Origin of the sequence: Balneola sp. EhC07, assembly GCF_001650905.1 — a bacterium.
Classification (GTDB): Bacteria; Bacteroidota; Rhodothermia; order Balneolales; family Balneolaceae; genus Balneola.
Window position 1 is genome coordinate 82,745 of record NZ_LXYG01000016.1, and the last position, 18,449, is coordinate 101,193.

The 18,449-nt window shown below is 39.3% G+C and carries 19 protein-coding genes; 6 read left to right on the forward strand and 13 right to left on the reverse strand.

The annotated features are described in order from the left end of the window. Positions 1–3 precede the first annotated feature (3 nt). The 8 genes from A8B79_RS07810 to sucB all read right to left on the reverse strand — a co-directional run bounded on the left by A8B79_RS07810 (position 4) and on the right by sucB (position 10,682). Complete coding sequence (locus tag A8B79_RS07810) at positions 4–927, reverse strand: tetratricopeptide repeat protein (protein ID WP_066220561.1); 924 nt, start codon at positions 925–927, stop codon at positions 4–6. Between the two features lie 79 nt (positions 928–1,006). Further along, complete coding sequence (locus tag A8B79_RS07815) at positions 1,007–2,479, reverse strand: TolC family protein (RefSeq protein WP_066220564.1); 1,473 nt, start codon at positions 2,477–2,479, stop codon at positions 1,007–1,009. Further along, positions 2,472–3,830: an ABC transporter permease gene (locus tag A8B79_RS07820; RefSeq protein WP_066220567.1), complete on the reverse strand. Its 1,359-nt coding sequence runs from the start codon at positions 3,828–3,830 to the stop codon at positions 2,472–2,474. The genes A8B79_RS07815 and A8B79_RS07820 overlap by 8 nt, the downstream gene beginning before the upstream one ends. A 12-nt stretch (positions 3,831–3,842) precedes the next feature. Further along, complete coding sequence (locus A8B79_RS07825; protein WP_066220571.1) at positions 3,843–5,105, reverse strand: efflux RND transporter periplasmic adaptor subunit; 1,263 nt, start codon at positions 5,103–5,105, stop codon at positions 3,843–3,845. Between the two features lie 102 nt (positions 5,106–5,207). Further along, positions 5,208–7,445, reverse strand: a complete 2,238-nt coding sequence (locus A8B79_RS07830; protein ID WP_066220575.1) for an amino acid permease — start codon at positions 7,443–7,445, stop codon at positions 5,208–5,210. 53 nt (positions 7,446–7,498) lie between these two features. Then, a complete protein-coding gene (gene panD / locus A8B79_RS07835; protein WP_066220577.1) occupies positions 7,499–7,918 on the reverse strand; it encodes an aspartate 1-decarboxylase in 420 nt (139 codons plus the stop codon). A 10-nt stretch (positions 7,919–7,928) separates the two neighbouring features. Continuing rightward, positions 7,929–8,780 (reverse strand): pantoate--beta-alanine ligase, encoded by an 852-nt coding sequence (gene panC, locus A8B79_RS07840; RefSeq protein ID WP_066220579.1) that lies wholly within the window; start codon positions 8,778–8,780, stop codon positions 7,929–7,931. A 120-nt stretch (positions 8,781–8,900) separates the two neighbouring features. Then, positions 8,901–10,682: a 2-oxoglutarate dehydrogenase, E2 component, dihydrolipoamide succinyltransferase gene (sucB, locus tag A8B79_RS07845; protein WP_066220581.1), complete on the reverse strand. Its 1,782-nt coding sequence runs from the start codon at positions 10,680–10,682 to the stop codon at positions 8,901–8,903. Positions 10,683–10,861: 179 nt separating this feature from the next. On the opposite strand from sucB, the gene A8B79_RS07850 reads away from it, so the two are divergent. Then, positions 10,862–11,947 (forward strand): hypothetical protein, encoded by a 1,086-nt coding sequence (locus tag A8B79_RS07850; protein ID WP_153038392.1) that lies wholly within the window; start codon positions 10,862–10,864, stop codon positions 11,945–11,947. On the opposite strand, the gene A8B79_RS07855 is transcribed toward A8B79_RS07850, so the two are convergent. Genes A8B79_RS07855 through A8B79_RS07875 form a run of 5 tightly spaced genes read right to left on the reverse strand, consistent with a single transcriptional unit; the run spans position 11,944 to position 15,230 of the window. Next, the gene (locus A8B79_RS07855) at positions 11,944–13,074 is read right to left on the reverse strand and encodes a trans-sulfuration enzyme family protein (protein WP_066220587.1); all 1,131 of its coding nucleotides are present in this window, start codon (positions 13,072–13,074) and stop codon (positions 11,944–11,946) included. The two genes, A8B79_RS07850 and A8B79_RS07855, sit on opposite strands and share 4 nt — an antisense overlap. After that, positions 13,071–13,433 (reverse strand): type II toxin-antitoxin system VapC family toxin, encoded by a 363-nt coding sequence (locus A8B79_RS07860; protein ID WP_161485155.1) that lies wholly within the window; start codon positions 13,431–13,433, stop codon positions 13,071–13,073. The genes A8B79_RS07855 and A8B79_RS07860 overlap by 4 nt, the downstream gene beginning before the upstream one ends. Further along, positions 13,417–13,599, reverse strand: coding sequence for a hypothetical protein (locus A8B79_RS07865; protein ID WP_066220596.1), 183 nt, complete (start codon positions 13,597–13,599; stop codon positions 13,417–13,419). Before A8B79_RS07865 ends, A8B79_RS07860 begins: the two co-directional genes overlap by 17 nt. A gap of 41 nt (positions 13,600–13,640) precedes the next feature. After that, entirely contained in the window at positions 13,641–14,873 is a 1,233-nt protein-coding gene (locus tag A8B79_RS07870) for a M48 family metallopeptidase (protein WP_066220599.1), read from the reverse strand. Between the two features lie 39 nt (positions 14,874–14,912). Beyond that, complete coding sequence (locus A8B79_RS07875) at positions 14,913–15,230, reverse strand: ribonuclease E inhibitor RraB (protein ID WP_066220602.1); 318 nt, start codon at positions 15,228–15,230, stop codon at positions 14,913–14,915. 86 nt (positions 15,231–15,316) lie between these two features. Between A8B79_RS07875 and A8B79_RS07880 the strand changes: the two genes are divergently transcribed. The 5 genes from A8B79_RS07880 to A8B79_RS07900 all read left to right on the forward strand — a co-directional run bounded on the left by A8B79_RS07880 (position 15,317) and on the right by A8B79_RS07900 (position 18,408). Next, positions 15,317–15,574 (forward strand): AbrB/MazE/SpoVT family DNA-binding domain-containing protein, encoded by a 258-nt coding sequence (locus A8B79_RS07880; RefSeq protein ID WP_066220605.1) that lies wholly within the window; start codon positions 15,317–15,319, stop codon positions 15,572–15,574. Then, positions 15,568–15,903, forward strand: a complete 336-nt coding sequence (locus tag A8B79_RS07885; RefSeq protein ID WP_201118529.1) for a type II toxin-antitoxin system PemK/MazF family toxin — start codon at positions 15,568–15,570, stop codon at positions 15,901–15,903. Before A8B79_RS07880 ends, A8B79_RS07885 begins: the two co-directional genes overlap by 7 nt. 77 nt (positions 15,904–15,980) lie before the next feature. Next, entirely contained in the window at positions 15,981–16,697 is a 717-nt protein-coding gene (locus A8B79_RS07890; RefSeq protein WP_066220609.1) for an RluA family pseudouridine synthase, read from the forward strand. 86 nt (positions 16,698–16,783) lie between these two features. Next, positions 16,784–17,713 carry a ring-cleaving dioxygenase gene (locus A8B79_RS07895; protein ID WP_066220612.1) on the forward strand — a complete coding sequence of 310 codons (930 nt, stop codon included), beginning with the start codon at positions 16,784–16,786 and terminating at the stop codon, positions 17,711–17,713. An 11-nt stretch (positions 17,714–17,724) separates the two neighbouring features. Next, a complete protein-coding gene (locus tag A8B79_RS07900) occupies positions 17,725–18,408 on the forward strand; it encodes an alpha/beta hydrolase (protein WP_066220614.1) in 684 nt (227 codons plus the stop codon). Positions 18,409–18,449 lie beyond the last annotated feature (41 nt).

An 18,449-nucleotide genomic window follows, 5' to 3' on the forward strand; every position in this document is an offset into this window, starting at 1 on the left:
ACCCTATTCTCCCGCAAGCTCCGCTTCACTTGCTATAAACCCGAATGCAGACCAGTTCCCGGCGTCATAAACATTCTGCCAGATTTCCATTGCTCTGTCTTTTCTGCCATTGATATAATGCCAGTTCCCAATTCCGTAACCGGCAGTTGCGTTGCTTAAAGCATCTGTTTCTGTATCCAATAAAGCATTGGGATCAAACTCACCTTTAAACACTAAAAGCAGTTTATGGTAACTGTCGTTTTCAATGATGTTCATCTCTGAACGGACAGGGTCAATAACTTTTCCGGCAAACTCGTCTTGCCCGTCTCTTCTCAGGCTCATGTAATACCAATAAAGGGCAGCTATCATCATATCATCATTGGTGCTTGCATTGATGCATTCTACATATGCTTTTTGGGCTTTTTCGAAATCATTGGTTAAGTAATAAGCCAGTCCTAAATGGTACCAAATGTTGGTATGTAAACTACTTGTCGGGCTGTTCATTTCATTAGGAAGACCGTCTTGCTCAACAACATCTTCAGTTCCTTTGATGAGTTCAGCAGCTTTTTCCAAATCTTTGATTGCGTCATCAAAAGCACGAAGAGAGATATAGCGATGTCCTCGGTGTCGATATAAGGCAGGATTCTTAGAATCTTGCTCAATTCTTTTGGATAACAGATCAACAGCTTTTCTGTATTCTCCATTATATCCTAAATATCGGGCTTCCCAGATCACAGCTTCGGTTTCAGCGTCTCTTGATCTTTCCAGTAGTATCAAAGAGTCGATTCGTTCAGCGAGTTCCTGTTGTAACATAGAGGAGTTAGTTTCTAATGTGTCTCCTAATAATGAAACGGTTTGTACTCCTTCAGGAAGGGCTGTGAATTTCTGAGTAGGGGTTGAACAAGCCAGAAGAAACCCTGTAAAAATTATAACTGATAAGTATTTCATAAATCAGATTTGGTAGTTAGTTAATCCCTAAATGTAGGGAATACTAAAGAAGTACTAAAACCTGAATCGTAATTTATACTTATAAATCTATTTCATGATAGATAGGAGAGTCCTGAGCAAAATCATATAAGGTCAATCGGCGAAGATTATAGTATCCTGTCCAGTAATTTCTTAATGCCTGAATATAGTTTCTTCGGGCACTGTCTTTTTCATTTTGAGCGATAAAAAGATTCGTGATGTCAATTTTTCCAATCAAATATCTGTTTTTTGAGACCTCATAACGACGTTCTGCAATGTTATCCGATATTTCAGCCAGCTCAACCTGACCTTTAAGCAACTCAAATTCCCGAACGGTACTTCTAACGCTTAGCTCAAACTGTAATCGTTGATATTCAATATTGTTTGCAGTAGCCAGTTGTTGATTGCGGGCAGACTTTATCTGGGCAACATTTTTACCCCAGTTAAAGATCGGGATTTGAAAACCAACATTAAAAAACTGTCTGTTGTCAGGGTTTGTGTATAAATCTTCAAACTCAGTTGAGGTCTGGTTTAATCCATAATCCGCTCTCAAAGTGGCTGAAAATCCAGCACTTTTCTTTGCCTGATCGTAAGCTTGATTTGCCTGTATTTCGTCTAGTCGAAATTGAAGAGATTGGCTATTATTTTCTAAGGCAAGTTCTAACGCTTTATCAAAGTCTAGATTTATATCGGGCGCAGTTCTAGGGGCTTTTACTTCAAGTGTTACGTTGTTATCTATACCAAGAAGAGCTTTGAAGTTTTCTGCAACTCGTTGATAGTTCAACTTCGCATTCGTTAACGAAGTTTCGGCGTTTCTATATGCAAGTTCTGTTTGAAGAAGGTCATTTTCAGCAAGGCTTCCCACTTCATACCTGCCTTTAGAAATGTTGTAGATAGAATCATTAACTGTAACATTGAACTCTGCAATTTCAACATTGATCTTAGAGATCAATACGTCAAAAAAGCTTTGAGTTACCGTAAAAGAAAGATCTTCGAGATCTTCTACAAATTGCTTTTCAGCAATCTTGAAGCGAAGGGGTTCAATCTTGTTCCTCCATTTCAGGTTATTGAACTGAAAAAGAGGTTGAGTATAACTTGCTATTAAAGGAGTACTCTGCCATGCATATGTATTCTCGCCATTGAAGATTCCAAGGCGAGTTATGCCGGTTGAAAGGGAAAGATTTCCTCCGGTTGGCAAAATATTTTGACTGGCTGAAAAATTTATAGAAGCTTCGGACTGTGTTCTTCTGGAAAAAACAACTGTACCATCATCCTGTACATTTGCAAAGATTTGATTACTGAAATTAGGGGCATCTCCGGAAAGTGTAAATCCCGGCAATAGATCAGCTCTGAATGATTTATATCTCCATTTTGAAGCAATTAAACTAAAGGTTGCAGCTCTGGAAAGAGGACTGTTGTCTTTTGCTATCTCTATACTTTCTTCGAGAGACAAGGTTCTGGTAGTTTGGCCAAATAGTTGAGTCGTTCCGAATATAATCAGAGCTAAAAATGGAAGGAAAAATCTTTTATTCATGTCTTAATGCGTGTACTGGATCTTGTTGAGCGGCACGTTTAGCAGGGAAAAATCCGAAGACAACTCCGATTAAAAGTGCTACACCAAATGAGATGAAAATTGAAATAGGGGTAACTATGGTGGCGATATCAGCAGTGGCTTCAATAGCAAAGCTGAACAACATTCCGAGAATAATACCCAAAATACCACCGGTAATGCTTATGGTTAAAGCTTCTGTCAAAAACTGCAGTTCAATATCTTTCTTTTGTGCTCCAACGGCCATTCGAACTCCAATTTCACGGTAACGTTCAACAACAGAGGCCAGCATGATATTCATAATGCCAATTCCACCCACGATCAAAGAAATAGACGCAATAGATGAAAGAACAATATTAAAAATTCGTTTGGTTCTTTGTTCTTGTTGAAGCAGTTGTTCAGGAACAATGATCTCAAAGTCCACAACGTCATTGTGCCGACGTTTTAACATTCTGGAAAGCACTTCTGCTATAGGAACACTGTATTTAGTGTCACTCACTCTAACTATTAGCTTATCAAGCTGATTATAATTTCCATCGCCACCTTTATTGGAACCACCGGAAGAAACCATCATTCCGCCACCAAAAAAAACAGTTGAGCTTCCGCCGCTTAGATCTTTCTTTGTGAGAAGAGCACGGTTTTTAAAACGAAGAAGCACTGTGGTTGCCGGAGCAAAAATATCCAGATTGTAATTTCTGATTCCCAAACTTTCGATGTTTTCAGTAGTCAACTCTCTCTTTTTTAGTACCCCAACAACGGTTAACCAAAGGTGACCAACTTTAATTTTTTTACCAATTGGATCTTGTCCGGCAAAAAACTTAGCACGAACGTCATAGCCAATAATGCAAACGGGAGATGAGTTTTCTATTTGAGCATCTGAAAAATTAGAGCCGTCAATTATTTCGAAGTTATTGATATCAAAGTAATCATCATTCACACCAACCAACTTACCGGTTCTCATTCTGGCATTTCGAATAAAATTGGTTTCGTAAACGATCTCTGGGCTTACAAACTCAATTTCAGGTAAAACTTCCTGGATGCTCCTGAGGTCTTCCAGTGTTAACCCTGGTGAAAATCTTTTAGCATTTTCTGTAGCGTTTTCTTCATCAACCTGACCTTCTTCTTGTTCAATTACCGGTTGAATGATCACATTATTTGTACCAAGCAATTGCATTTGAGAAAGCACTTCTTGCTGCGCTCCTGTACCTATCGCTAACATTGCGATCACAGATCCAACACCAAAGATTATTCCCAGTGAAGTAAGAAAAGCACGCAGCTTATTTCTGCGAATTGCCTCTATGGCTATATCAAAATTATAAAGGATTTTTTGAAGCACGTTGAGTGGCTTTTAATTGTTGGATGTGATTTCGTCTTGCAGATAGGTCTTGTTAACTCCCGAAGTATCTTCAGGCATTGACAGATACAAGCGATCATCCATTGAAACACCTTTATGAATCACGGCTTCATTTTCGTTTATAAGCCCCAGCTCAACTTGTTGCATTCTAAAGCCAAGTCCGTCTTTAAGAAAAACAAAACTTAGTGAATCCTGTGCATGAATGGTCTCTAAAGGGATTGAAATTGCATCGTTTATTTTATCAACCTGGATTTCATTACTGGTTGTCATGGCCGGGCGCAGCAAACTGTCCGTTCCTGCAATTTCAATAATAACTTCGTACACTTTTGAATCTGAGTTCGGGCGTTGTTCTCCGATATTGGCTACACTTGTAACGGTTCCGTCAAGGACTTTTCCCTGTACGGCATCAAGTCCAACAATTACTTTCTGGCCTTCTTTTACTTTCTGGATATCAATTTCATTTACATAAGTAAGAGATTCCATAACGGTAAAATCAGGAAGTTCAGCCACAATAGGGTTCCATGCACTTACTTCTTCACCAACTGTAATTTTACTTCCGTTCCAATTTCTTTTATAGATAAGCATTCCTTTATCCGGAGCATAAACAGTAAACTCAGTCATTAGAGCCCGGATCTTATTTAACTCATTTTGTTTTTTGGAAAGCTCAGCCTCAATTTCACTTATCTTGGCTACAGCCTGTTTAACTTTAGTCTGATAGTTTTTCTTTTCCTGAGCTAAAGTCCTTTTTGCTTTATCTAACTCTATCACTGCCTGGCGTTGAACTGCAGGCGATTCAAACTTAGACTGGTCAACAGCTATTTGACGTTCTTCCAATGCATATTCAAGATTAATGAGATTGTCTCGCGCTTGTGAGAGCGTAAGTGTACTATCTAATTGAGCTTGGGTTACCTGAGATTGTGCCTGTTGAACTTCGAGTTGAGCGTCCTGCATCTTGGCCAGAATTGGTGAGCGATCTAATTCAGCTACAAAATCTCCTTCCTTTACAATTGAACCTTCAGGTATCAGGCGCTGTATTTTCATATTATTAATACGAAAATCTCTAACCCCTTGAGGTCCTTTAATTTCAGTAGAATTTTTTGCTCTTAATTCTCCGGTACTTATAACCTCAACAACAAATTCTCCTTGACGAGGAGAAGTGTAAAGTTCAGTAGTTTCATCTTTGTTGCCTCCAAAAACCACCCATAAAATAACTACGGAAAGCACGAGAGCAATTGGCAGAATAAATTTCTTTTGCATAATAATGTGTATTAGAATTTCCCTAATAATACGAATTTAGAGTTAGACGAACCTACTAATAGAATAGTTTTACAACTGGAGATCTTTTACAGGAATTATCAATCAGTCTTCCTGAAACTCATCTTGTTGGTATAAGACTTCTCCATAGGAAATTTCTTCGCCTGCCAATACAAGAATAGTAGTAGGCAATCCTTTAAGTCGTTTTTGAATATCTCCATAATAGCTCAGGAAGTTTTCGTCGGGTTCTGCCATACCCATAAAAATCAGATCGGTTTCTTTTGAAGACTCGTGAAGGATCTCGTCAAATGATCTTCCATTCGAAACGATAACCTGAGCTTTAGCTCCGGTCCGAAGCTTTTTACTGATCTCAGTAAGATTTTTTTGAGCATCGGCCGCTCCTTTTTCTGAGCTCACCACCATTTTAAGATAAACTTCAGCATCATACCAGCTTCTGCTGCTTTGCAACAGGTAACCCAAGATCATCATCAAACCACCGTTGCCTTTTAAACCGCCCCACCAGATATCAATTCTCTTTTTCTTGCCAAATCCTTTGTGTTTATCGTCGTGTACAATAAGTACGTTTCTTTGAAGACGATGAAAAGTTGAGATCATTTGACAGTAATCTTTTCGAATAGCCTCATTTTCGCTGTCACCAAGAATGATCGTATTGGGAACCAACGCTCCAAGTCCGTACGCTTCAACTAAACGCTCTCCTCCTTTAAACGGGTCATCTGCGGTAAGGACTTTCACTAATCCCTGAATTCCTCTTTTAGCAAGAAATTCACGAATATTATCCTCAATTATATTCTGATGATCTACAGAAAACTTATCATTTGTAATTACTGTTGATACGGTTAACAAACCACGATTGTGAGTTATTGAGGAAGCCAGGTCTATCAAATGCCATCTTTTAGTTGGAGCTCCGGAAAGCACCAAAGGGTTTGGGCGCCACGTTTTTGAATCTTCTTCCACACGTATTCTAAGTAAACCTGCGCGGGTAATGGCCATCCAGATACCACGACGCACATCCCCCCAGGTGGATTGCAGTTCTCTTCGCTCAAGCCAGAAGTAAATTGCTAACACAAAAATAAAAGCTATGATCGTAGCAGTGGCATTGATCAGAAACATCACGGCAATACAACCAATCGCACCAACTATAGAAAAGATCCAATGAACTTTAAACTTTGGTCTGAAGGATGGACTTCCAAGAATGCGCTCTATTCCTGCTGTAATATTTAAGACACCATAAGTAGTAAGGAAAAACATGGTAAGAACAGGAGCAATGAGATCAAGATCACCGAAATAAACGGCTGCCAAAGCTAAACCTAAAGTTACAATGGTTCCCATTCTCGGGGCGTCATCATCGCCGGAACCTTGTCCGAGGAAATTCATCCATTTTGGTAAAACGCGATCCCGGGCTAAAGCCTGAAGCACTCTGGGCGCGCCTAATATACTTCCAAGAGCGCTGGAAAGTGTAGCCCCCCAAACACCGATCAAAATAGCATCGCCCCAATACGAGATCTGGCGCATGATCAAAGGATTTTCAATCAAAGTTAAAGCGTCTGCTCTGTTTGCTAAAATGATGGGAAGTCCCATATAGATCAGATAACCAACTCCAACCGCAGCAAATGTCCCCATAGGAATTGACTTTCCCGGTTCTTTCAGATCACCGCTCATATTTACCCCTGCCATGATCCCGGTTACAGCCGGAAAAAACACAGCAAAGACTACCCAAAAAGGTTCTGAGTTTCTCTCGGCAGCACCCCAAAGTTCAATTTCTGTTGGTTCTATGGGTTTACCAAATAAGAGAGAAAGCAATGAAATGCCAATTCCGAACATAATAAAATACTGTGCCCGGATAGCTGTTTTGGCAGATACCAAAGCCAGAACCGTAACTAAAATTGTAGTGGCAATGCCTACTAATTTAAAATTCAGGCTCGGAAAAACCTGAACAACACTTTCCGCAAACCCAACAGTGTAAAGAGCTACAGATAATGCCTGAGCTATATAAAGTGGAATTCCAATTGCCCCACCGGATTCGATCCCTAAAGAACGACTGATCATATAGTAAGCGCCTCCACCTCTGACACGTTGATCCGTAGCAATGGAAGCAATGGAAAGAGCTGTCAAAAAAGTAATAGCGGTGGAAAGTGTAACTATTATAAGTGTTCCGATGAGCCCAACATTACCAACTACCCAGCCAAAGCGCAGGTACATGATCACGCCTAAGATGGTAAGAATAGACGGAGTAAAAACACCACCAAACGTTCCAAGACCTTCTTTAGAACTTTCTATTACACTTTCAGCTTTTGGAACATTATTGATAAATGGAATTTTCATTTATCAACTGTGACTGAATTGCGAATATTGAGCTGAGGAGTAAAGATCACTTTCTATTGGAGTGTATTATCCAGCATTCCGGATTCCAGATCATATTCTGAAGCATATTTGGTTTCATCTATGATCTTTTTAGGATCGTTGTTTTCATCAACAATAACCACGGTTGGTTTGTGAGATTTTGCTTCTTCCGGAGTCATGTTTGCATAACTGATTACAATAATTCTGTCGTTAACCTGTGTTAGACGGGCTGCTGCTCCGTTCATACAGCAAATACGACTGCCCCGCTCTCCGGGAATAGTGTATGTTTCCAGACGAGAGCCATTAGTGATATTAAGAACCTGTACTTTTTCGTACGGTAGAAGATTGGCGGCGTCCAAAAGGTCCTGATCAATGGTAATGCTTCCCTCATACATAAGGTTAGCTTCTGTAACTACCATTTGATGTAATTTCGATTTAAACATGGTTATTTGCATTCTTATAACCTCAGATTTCCAATATTAAGTTGTCGATCAATCTGGTTTTCCCCAAATAAGCAGCGATTGCTAAAACGTACTTATTTTCAGTGGAAAGTTTGTCAACGGGTTGTAAAGTGTCTAATGAATACACGGAAAGGTAATCATTCTCAAAGCCTTTTGCTTCCAGCTCTTCTTGTTGATGCGAGATCAATAAAGCCGGTTCCATTACTCCATTCTCTATTTGTTGAGCAACATAAGTTAAAGCTCTGTATAAACTCGGTGCAAGAGCTCTTTCTTCTTGAGATAAATATGCATTCCTGCTGCTCAGTGCCAAACCATCCTCTGCCCGGCCGATTGGAGCCATCAATAGTTCAACAGGATGATTAAACTCTTTTACCATTTGTTCGATGATGCGAAACTGCTGATAGTCTTTTTGTCCAAATACAGCTATATCAGGATTTACAATATTGAAAAGTTTGTTCACCACCAGTGCTATTCCCTGAAAATAACCGGGGCGGCTGCCACCATCTAAATGAACATTCAGTTCTTCAATATCAATACTGAAATATTTTTTTCCTGAACCGTACATGGTTTCCGTGTCAGGCATAAAAACAACATCCACGTTTTCTTCTTTGCAAAGCTTCAGATCAGCCTCTATAGTTCGTGGGTAAGTTCCAAAATCTTCGTGAGGAGCAAATTGTTCAGGGTTCACATAAATAGAAACAACGATCGCATCAGCATGTTTATGTGCCATCCTGATCAGCGAAAGGTGACCATCATGTAGCGCTCCCATAGTAGGAACAAAAGCTACTTTCTTGCCCTTTGATTTCAGGTTATTAACCTGCTCCCGAATTTCTTGTATGGATTCTGCTGTTTTCATTTGAACATAAAACGAGACGCGATTAAGCGTCTCGTTTAATTAAAGGTCATTTAGAGCGATAGCGAAGAATCTGCACAATTAATAAACGGTGAAGATTCTTCGTAAATACCCTCAGGTTTATTAAACCGCACGATCCATATCAAATCCTTGAAGAATTTGTTTAATTCGGTTCAGGAATGCTCCACCATGTGCTCCGTCAATAATTCTGTGATCGTAACTCATTGACAGGTACATCATTTGTCTGATCGCAATTACATCGCCGTTTTCAGTTTCCAGAACAACCGGTTTTTTCTCAATTGCACCTGTACCAATAATGGCAACCTGCGGCTGATTGATGATCGGAGTTCCCATGATATTACCCACACTTCCGTAGTTAGTTAAAGTGATAGTTCCTCCAACAAGATCGTCCGGACTTAATTTTTTACTTCTGGCTTTGGTTGCAACTTCATTTACGGCTTCAGCAAGTCCAACCAAATTCTTTTGTTGTGCTTTTTTCATTACAGGAACGATCAATCCACCTTCGCCGCCTTCTCCAAGAGCAACAGCCAAACCAAAGTTAATGTCCTTTTTAACATGGATCTCATCTCCATTAACAGAACTGTTAATTAATGGGAATTCCAACATCGCTTTGATGATCGCTTCAACAAAAAGAGGAGTGAACGTGAGTTTGTGTCCTGTTTTCTTTTGGAAAGCATTCTTATTGGCGTTTCTCCACTTCACCATGTTGGTAACATCTACCTCAGCAAAAGTAGTTACGTGGGCAGAAGTCTGAACTGATTTCACCATATGCTCCGCGATCATCTTACGCATGCGGTCCATTTTGATGATCTCAACTTCACCTGACGGAGACTTGATATCCAATTGACCGGCAGAAATAGATCCGTCGTTTGACTTAGAAGTGCTGCTTGGTTTACTTAGCCCTGCAGAGCTTTGAGAAGTTTTCGGTGCTGATACCTTACCGTTCTTTTTATCTTCTACATATCCAAGAATGTCTTTCTTGGAAACTCTTCCGCCCTGACCAGAGCCGTCAATGCTTTCCAGTTCTTCTTGACTAATTCCTTCTTCTTTAGCAATAGAGCGAACAAGTGGGGAGAAAAATCTTCCGTCACTTCCCATTCTTTGTGGTTCTGATCCTCCGGAAGAATCACTTGATCCATTACTTTGCATCAATTGATCCGGAGTAGTAGCTGCAATTTCTTCTTTAGATAATTTCTTTTCTTCTTTTTTTGCTGATGAAGAACCGGAATCGGATTTCGGAGCCGATGATCCTGCACTTGCTCCTTTACCGGTCGAAATGATTGCAATCGGTTGTCCCACTTCGATGGTGTCATTTTCCTCTGCTAAAATTTCTACAAGTGTTCCGGCAGCAGGTGAAGGAACTTCGCTGTCTACTTTGTCAGTAGATATCTCTAAAAGTGTTTCATCTTCTTCAACTTCATCGCCAACTGATTTATTCCAACCAATTACTGTAGCTTCAACAACAGACTCACCCATTTGAGGCATCATTACTTCGATACGCTCTCCGCCATCATCTCCACCACCGGCGTTTGATTCTTCGGCAGCAGGTGCGCTTTCTTTTTCTTCCGCTTCAGGCTCTTCTTCTTTAGTTTCTTCCTTTGCCTCTGGTTCAGGAGATGAATTTGTGTCTCCAACAGCATCGGCATCGGTCTCGATAATGGCAATAGGTTTACCAACTTCGATGGTGTCGCCTTCTTCAACTAAGATCTCAACAAGTGTTCCGGCTTCAGGTGATGGAACTTCACTGTCTACCTTATCAGTAGCAATTTCGAGCAGTATTTCGTCAACTTCTACAGTATCACCTACAGACTTGCTCCACTCAATTACTGTTCCTTCCATTACCGATTCGCCCATCTGGGGCATTACTACTTCTACCTTAGCCATAAAAATCTTTTAATTTGATGCCTTAACGGCGGTTTTAGCTGTTTTTGCAAAGGACTGTAAAGTTCTACATTATTCTAATTACTTCAAAATGGAGATAGTTCCTTTTATTGTTAAAAAAGCGCTTTTATGATTTTAAATTTTATACATGATAAGTTGAGTTTCTTTTTTAGTTTGTAGTAATGAAAAACAGACGTAGGTCACAGAACTTTTTATTGGTATTGGTAAGCTTGGTCATAAGCCTGTTTGTAGCAGAGTTAGCTGTGCGCATAATTCTTCCACAGGATAAAATGGTAACCTGGTTAGAAATGCACCCTGATGGGTTTATGATGAATCAAACTGGTGGAAAAGCCTTTCAGGAATTTGGAGAAATAAAAATTGATTACAGGTTTACTGAAAACAGGCTCAGGGACGTATCAATAAATAATGAAGGGTCTAAAAAAATTCTTGCTCTGGGAGATTCATTTACTTTTGGATTATTACTTCAGGAAGAGAGTTCTTATATCAATCTGCTTAATGAGCATCTTAAAAATGCGGGTTCAGATTCTGTTGAAATTTTGAACGGAGGTGTTGGAGGAGCAGGATTAGCCGATTGGCCTGCCTGGTTGGAATATAACGGAGCGAATATTGATCCTGATGTGATCTTATACTTCATGAATATTCACGATTTGGAAAGAGCTCTTTCTAAAAATATTTATGTGCTTAAAAAAGATTCTTTGATAAAGAGTCAACGCTGGAAACCAAGCGAGGCGATGCAAAGTCTGGGTAAGCAAGGTTGGTACAGATATTTGCAAGGAAAGTCGGAGCTGTTCAATATTGTAGTTAAGCTGCTTTGGAGGAACATTTATTTTGAGGATCTGACAAATGATTTTGATACAGAGTCTTCATCAGTTTTAATACCCGAAATGGAAGACTTTTCATTGGAATCGGAATATTCCCTGAGTTTGGGTAAAGCTATTTTCGAAAAGATGGATGAGTGGTGCGTTTCGAATAATTGTGAACTATTGATTACAACAACCGGGTTTTTCCCGAGTGCAGATACTGCAGTATCTGCCCACACATTGAGATTATATAATGCTCTTAAAGAAGGGTCGGCAGAGTTATCTGATAAAGTGAGATTTTTCGATCCATCAGAATGTGTGAGCTCGGAAATAAACTCAGATTACAACTCTATAAAGATTCCCGGAGATTCTCATCCGAATGAACAAGGTGCTAAATTAATAGCTGATTGCATTTGGATCGAGCTCAAAAATTATATCACAGATTAATCTAAAGCCTGTCTCAAATCTTCAATGAGATCATCCGGGTGCTCTAAACCAACGCTTAGTCTTATTAAATTTTTCGGAGAATGAGATTGCTCCCCTTCACTGGAACGTCTGTGTTCCCAAGTGCTCTCAATTCCGCCAAGGCTGGTAGCTCTTGTTATCAGTTTGGAGGAAGCAACTGCTTTAAGCGATTCTTGTTCTGTTCCGTCAAAAAGAAACGAGATCATTCCACCAAATCCACTCATTTGAGCCCGAGCGATTTCATAACCCTGGTGAGATTCTAATCCCGGATAATAGACTTCTTTTACTTTTGGATGATCGGAGAGGAATTCGGCGAGTTTTTGAGCATTTTCATTATGGGCACGCATTCGATACGGAAAACTTCTGATACTTCTGCAAAGCAACCAGCAATCTCTTGCAGAAGGTACAGCACCCTGCCCTTGTTGAATACTTCGAATTCGATCAAACATTTCATCCTGCTTCGCTGAAATAATAGCACCACCTAAAATATCGCTGTGTCCGGCTAAGTATTTTGTAGTGGAGTGCATCACCAAGTCAGCACCAAACTCAATTGGATTCAGATTTAAAGGAGATGGCCAGGTATTATCTACACATACTTTTGCGTTGATGGTTTTTGCCAAAGCACACACTTTTTCAAGATCGGTAATGTGCATTAACGGATTGGATGGAGTTTCTGCGTAGATCAGTTTTGTGTTCGGACGAATATTATTCTGAACATGCTCCAGATCTCTCATATCAGTGAATGTAAACTCCAGATTCCACCGCTTACCAAAAGTATTCAACGTTTTTCGGGTTCCATGATACACATCTTCCGGAACGATGATATGAGAGCCTTCTTCCATTGCCTGAAATACACTTCCGATAGCTGCCATTCCGGACGAAAATGCTGCACAAGCTTCGCCTCCTTCTAATTCTGCGAGGACTTTTTCCAGTTGCAGGCGGTTTGGGTTGCTGTGTCTGGTATATAAATAATCTCCATCCTGATGTCCGGTTTCAGCATGTTCAAAATTCGTGGAAACTTCTATAGGAGGAACTACGGATCTTGATCCTGAAGAGTGATCCAGCGATCCGTGAATGGCTATAGTTTCTATGTTTTTGTTCTTTCTCATCGTTTATACAACACAAAATCGAAATTATCTATTTTTCTAAAGTCTTCATCTGCTGTGAAAAAGGTATAGCCATATTCTAAAGATGTTGCTGCAATTATTGCGTCAAGTAACTTTAAATTAAATTTTCGGCGTAATTCAATGGCTCTATTCTTAAGCTGATCTGTAAATCCAATAATTGTAACTGCATTCAAATATTCCTTAAGAAGTATTTCTTCTTGAACAGTAATTTTAGAATATGAAAGAAGTTCCATTTCTGAAAAAACTGATACATGTATATGATTCTTGTCTAAATAATTCGAAAGAGTTTGATCACCGTTTGCATGATAAATAATAATATTTGTATCAACGAGCAGTTTCAATGCGATCTTTTCTAACTTCCCTTTGGTACTCTATTCCGTCAATATCCCAGTTTATTACTCCACAATATTTTTTTGCATCAAATTCATTTTCAGATGAGTGCTTTTTTTTGATTAGCCTTTTCTTTGAAGATTTTACCGAATCTGATTTCTTTATTATTTGAACCATGATCTTTCGCTTAATTAGTAGAATAATATACTAAACTATCGTCAATTTTCTCTTATTGCCCAAATACGTTGTAATGCCGGCGGGTGCGAATAATTCAAGAATACATAAAAAGGATGTGGAGTTAAATTAGAAAGGTTGTCTTTTGATAGCTTTTTCAGAGTGGCGATCATATCCTCAGGTTTGCCGGTTGTGGTAGCTGCAAATTCATCCGCTTCGTATTCGTGTTTTCTTGAGGATATCTGCATAAATATGGATAAGATCATATCAATCGGGGCGTACAGCATTCCGAAGAAAATGAGCCCGGCGTACACAGACATCTCAGCCATATAAAAAGCATCAAATAATCCTTCGGCTTGCAAGAAAATGGAAAGTACAAACAGCATAGCTCCCGTTTGAACTACACTTGTGATCATTCCCTTGATGATATGTTTCTTTTTATAATGACCAATTTCATGAGCAAGTACAGCAACTAACTCGTCATTGGTGTGATTTTCGATCAAGGTATCGTACAGAGCAATACGCTTATTTTTTCCGAACCCGGTAAAGAAAGCATTGGATTTACTTGAACGTTTTGAACCATCTATCACAAACAAACCTTGCAGCGGGAAGTCAACTTTATCGGTGTATTCTTCGATAGCTGTTCGTAGCTCTCCTTCTTCAAGTGGAGTAAATTTGTTAAACAACGGCATGATCCAGGTTGGCGCCACATATTGCATCACCAAAGAGAAAAGAGTGATGGCGATCCATGCATACAGCCAGGCCAGATCACCTGTGTACATAAAGAAGGCAAGAATTCCGGCAAGCAATGGCATACCAATCAATAGCCCAAGCCCTAATCCTTTTACGAGATCCAAAACAAAGGTTTTTGGTGTTGTTTTGTTGAACCCGAATCGTTCTTCGATCACAAAAGTAGAATAAATACTGAATGGAAGAGAGATCACTGACTTGGCAACCATCAATACTGCGATGTAAAGTAATCCCGTAACCAGTTCTCCAAAACCCCACGCTCGTACAATTTCATCAAGCCAATTAAATCCACCTGAAAACCAAAAGCCTAGAAGCACAACAAGATCAAAACCACCTGTTATAAACCCGAACCGAGTTTGGGTTTTGGTGTATTCTTGAGACTTGGCATAGGTTTCTTCGTCATAAACACCCTCAAATTCATCCGGTAATTCTTTGGATAATGATTTCAGATTCAGATAATTGGAAATCAGATCGAGTACAAAATCCACCGCAATGGTAGCGAGGATTATTATGGCGTAAATGTTCATTCAGTTGGATTATTTTGGAAAGCATCAAAAATAGGGAAATCAAACTTCAGTTCCCCATCCATCATAATTTCCATTGTTCTTTTCAGCAAGTTTCTCCAGCCAATCTCCAATGTCTTCTAATCTTTCAGAGGAAACAATCATATTTTTAGAAGCATTACAACACCACTTATTATCAAAAGGTGATTTATTTACGAATGTTTCAAACTGAAGGTTTATTAGTTCAACCTCAGCATTTACCGCATCAATTTCGGTGGGGAAATACATAAAAAAGTCTACATGACGCTTTCTGTCAAGATCACCACCAAGCTTAGTGATCTTTTGAATAACAGATTTGTCAATTCCTTTTGGGCGTTTCATATAGCATGAAATCAAAAATTCAGGATAAATTCAAAATTTTTGTCATGTAATTACATTGTAAGTATATTCTGAAAAACATTTCAGCTATGAAAACAAAGTTAATAAAGATTGGAAACTCGCAAGGAGTCAGGATTCCAAAGCCTATAATAGAAGAGAGTGGGCTTAAAGGAGAGATTGAACTTTTGCTCAGAGATAATGAGGTTGTGCTTCGCTCTGTGCAGGAACCAAGAGTGGGATGGGATACTTCTTTTAAAGAAATGGCAGATAATAATGATGATGAACTTCTGGATAAGAAGGATACAGAGAAAAGTAATGACTGGGACGAAACCGAATGGGAATGGTAAAGAAGCAAGATATTTCCAGGTTTGATACCTATTTGATCTCTCTTGACCCAACCAAAGGTTCAGAGATCAAGAAAACCCGGCCTTGTCTGGTAATCTCTCCGGATGAAATGAATAGAAATATTAGAACAGTAATTATAGCTCCGCTTACATCAGTCATTCGAAAATATCCCTCCCGTGTAAACCTGACATTTCAAAAAAAGAAAGGACAAATAGTCTTAGATCAGATAAGAACAGTAGACAAGCAAAGGTTGATAAAAAAACTAGGATCAGCAAACACCTCCACTCAAGCCAAAGTTCTTGACGTTTTAAGAGAAATGGTTGCAGAGTAGGTTTTAGAAACAATAAGGCAGAAAGAAGGCAGTATTTTTATTTATCTTACTTCTTTAATACTCTGATTCTATTATTTATGCCCTCCACGCCAAAAAAATTCAAGTCGTCTCCCAAGCGCTATCACCCAAAAGGTTTAACCATTTTATATGAAGATCATGATATACTTGTGATCGATAAATCAAGTGGTTTGTTAACAATGGGGAATGAGAAAGAATCGGTAAATACCGCTCATTATTTGTTGAATGATTATGTGAAGAAGGGAAACAGTAAGTCGAAGAAGAGAGTTTACATCGTTCACCGATTGGACAGAGATACATCCGGTGTTTTAATTTTCGCTAAATCAGAACAAACTAAAAGATTTCTGCAAGACAACTGGGCTGATTTTACAAAGACATATCATACTGTCGTTGTGGGAACGCTGTCAAAAAAGGAAGATACTCTCAGTTCGTATTTAGTAGAAAACAGCATACATAAAGTATACTCAACAAATAATCCTGATGAAGGAAAGCTGGCAAAGACGAAATATAAAGTTCTTAAGGAAAACTCTGATTTCAGTTTGCTGGAAATAGAGTTGCTTACGGGAAGGAAAAACCAAATTCGGGTTCATCTCGCTGATAAAGGTTGTCCGATCGCCGGTGATTATGTGTACGGTCAAAAAACCAAAGGTGTAAGAAGGTTGCTACTACACGCCTCCAAACTTTCTTGTACACATCCTGAAACGAAGCAAAAGATGAGTTTTGAAGCTCCTTTGCCGAAAGAGTTTGAACGATTGATGAAATATAATCAGTTCTAAGGATATTTTAAGGTGGTTGAAGTGATAAAATTAGTTTAATATTAAACTATTTAATATATTTGTATTGTTTTAAACAAAGAGGCAATATGAAACACAATAAAGGCTTACATCACATTTCAGTTTTAGCAGGAGATCCTGCAGAGAACTACGACTTTTATGTCAAAAAATTGGGAATGAGAATGGTTAAAAGGTCCGTCAATCAGGACGACCCATCTACCTATCATCTGTTTTATGGAAATGAAGCGGCTAATCCCGGGTCGAGTATAACTTTCTTTCCGTGGCCCCGAGCTCACAAAGGAATTCCCGGAAGCGGTGAATCTGTAAATGTAGCTTTCCAAGTGCCGGAAGGAACAGAAGACTTTTGGAAAGAAAGATTGAATGCTGAGAATATTGAACACTCAGATATCTTTGAGGTGTTCGGAAATCCGGCAATTCGTTTTCAGGATCCGGATGGACTGGAACTGGATCTGATTTTCTCCGATCAACCCAAAGAAATAGTGAGCGCTTTTGAGACCACTGTTCCAACAGAGTCATCGATACAAGGCTTTTGGTCAACACGACTGAAAGTAGCTAATCCTGATGCTACAGCAGATATACTAAAAGATATTTTCAAATTTGAAGAGAAGGAATCAGAAGAGAAACTGACCAGATTTGCTACAGATGCCCAAATAGGAAGCAATGTGATCATAGAAGAATCGGATGATGAGCAAGGAAAAGGCGGACGGGGAATCGTGCATCATGTTGCTTTTCGTGCTAAAGATGAAGAAGAATTGGCTGAACTCAGAGAAAAGGTGGTGGAGAAAGGATTACATCCAAGTCCGATTATAGACCGTCACTGGTTTAAGTCTGTTTACTTTCGTGAGCCAAGTGGAGTTTTGTTCGAAATCGCATCCGATGGTCCGGGATATGATGTTGATGAAGATTTTGAAGAACTCGGCGAAACGTTGATCCTTCCACCTTGGTTAGAGCCAAGAAGAAAAATTATCGAAGATAATCTACCTGATTTGGGCATTTAAAAGCTAGTGTAATGAAATTATTCAGAGTTGATAAAGAAAACCCGTTTAAAGGACCTCATCAGGACCAGAAAACTGCTTCAGGTGGAGTTGATCTTAGCGACGCAAAGTTTGCCATGATCATGATTCATGGACGTGGTGCAAGTGCAGAAAGTATTATCGGGCTTGGCAATGAATTTGAGAAGAATGATAAAATTACTTTTATGGCGCCTCAGGCAAGTGGGTTTACCTGGTATCCGTATTCATTCCTTGCCCCGACAGAGAAAAATCAACCGGGATTAAATTCAGGCTTGCAAGCTATTTCTAATTTAATACTACAAATAGAAAAAGAAGGAATTTCAAAAGAAAACATCTTCCTTCTCGGATTTTCTCAGGGAGCTTGTCTTGCTACAGAATTTGTTGCCAGACATCCGGGAAAATACGCCGGAGTAATTGGATTAAGCGGAGGTCTGATTGGCGATAATATTGATCCGTCAGTTTATTCCGGAGATTTGGAGGGAACGCCGGTATTTCTTGGTTGCAGCAATATAGATCCTCATATCCCAAAAGAAAGAGTAGATGAAACAGAGGCAGTGTTTGAAAAATTGGGAGGAAATGTCACAAAAAAGATATATCCGGGGATGGGGCACCTTGTCAACGAGGACGAGATTCAGCATATTCAGCAGTTGCTGAATTCAAAATTAAAGATTCAAGATTAAAAATTTGCTCTGACTAATTTTTAATCTTGAATTTTAAATCT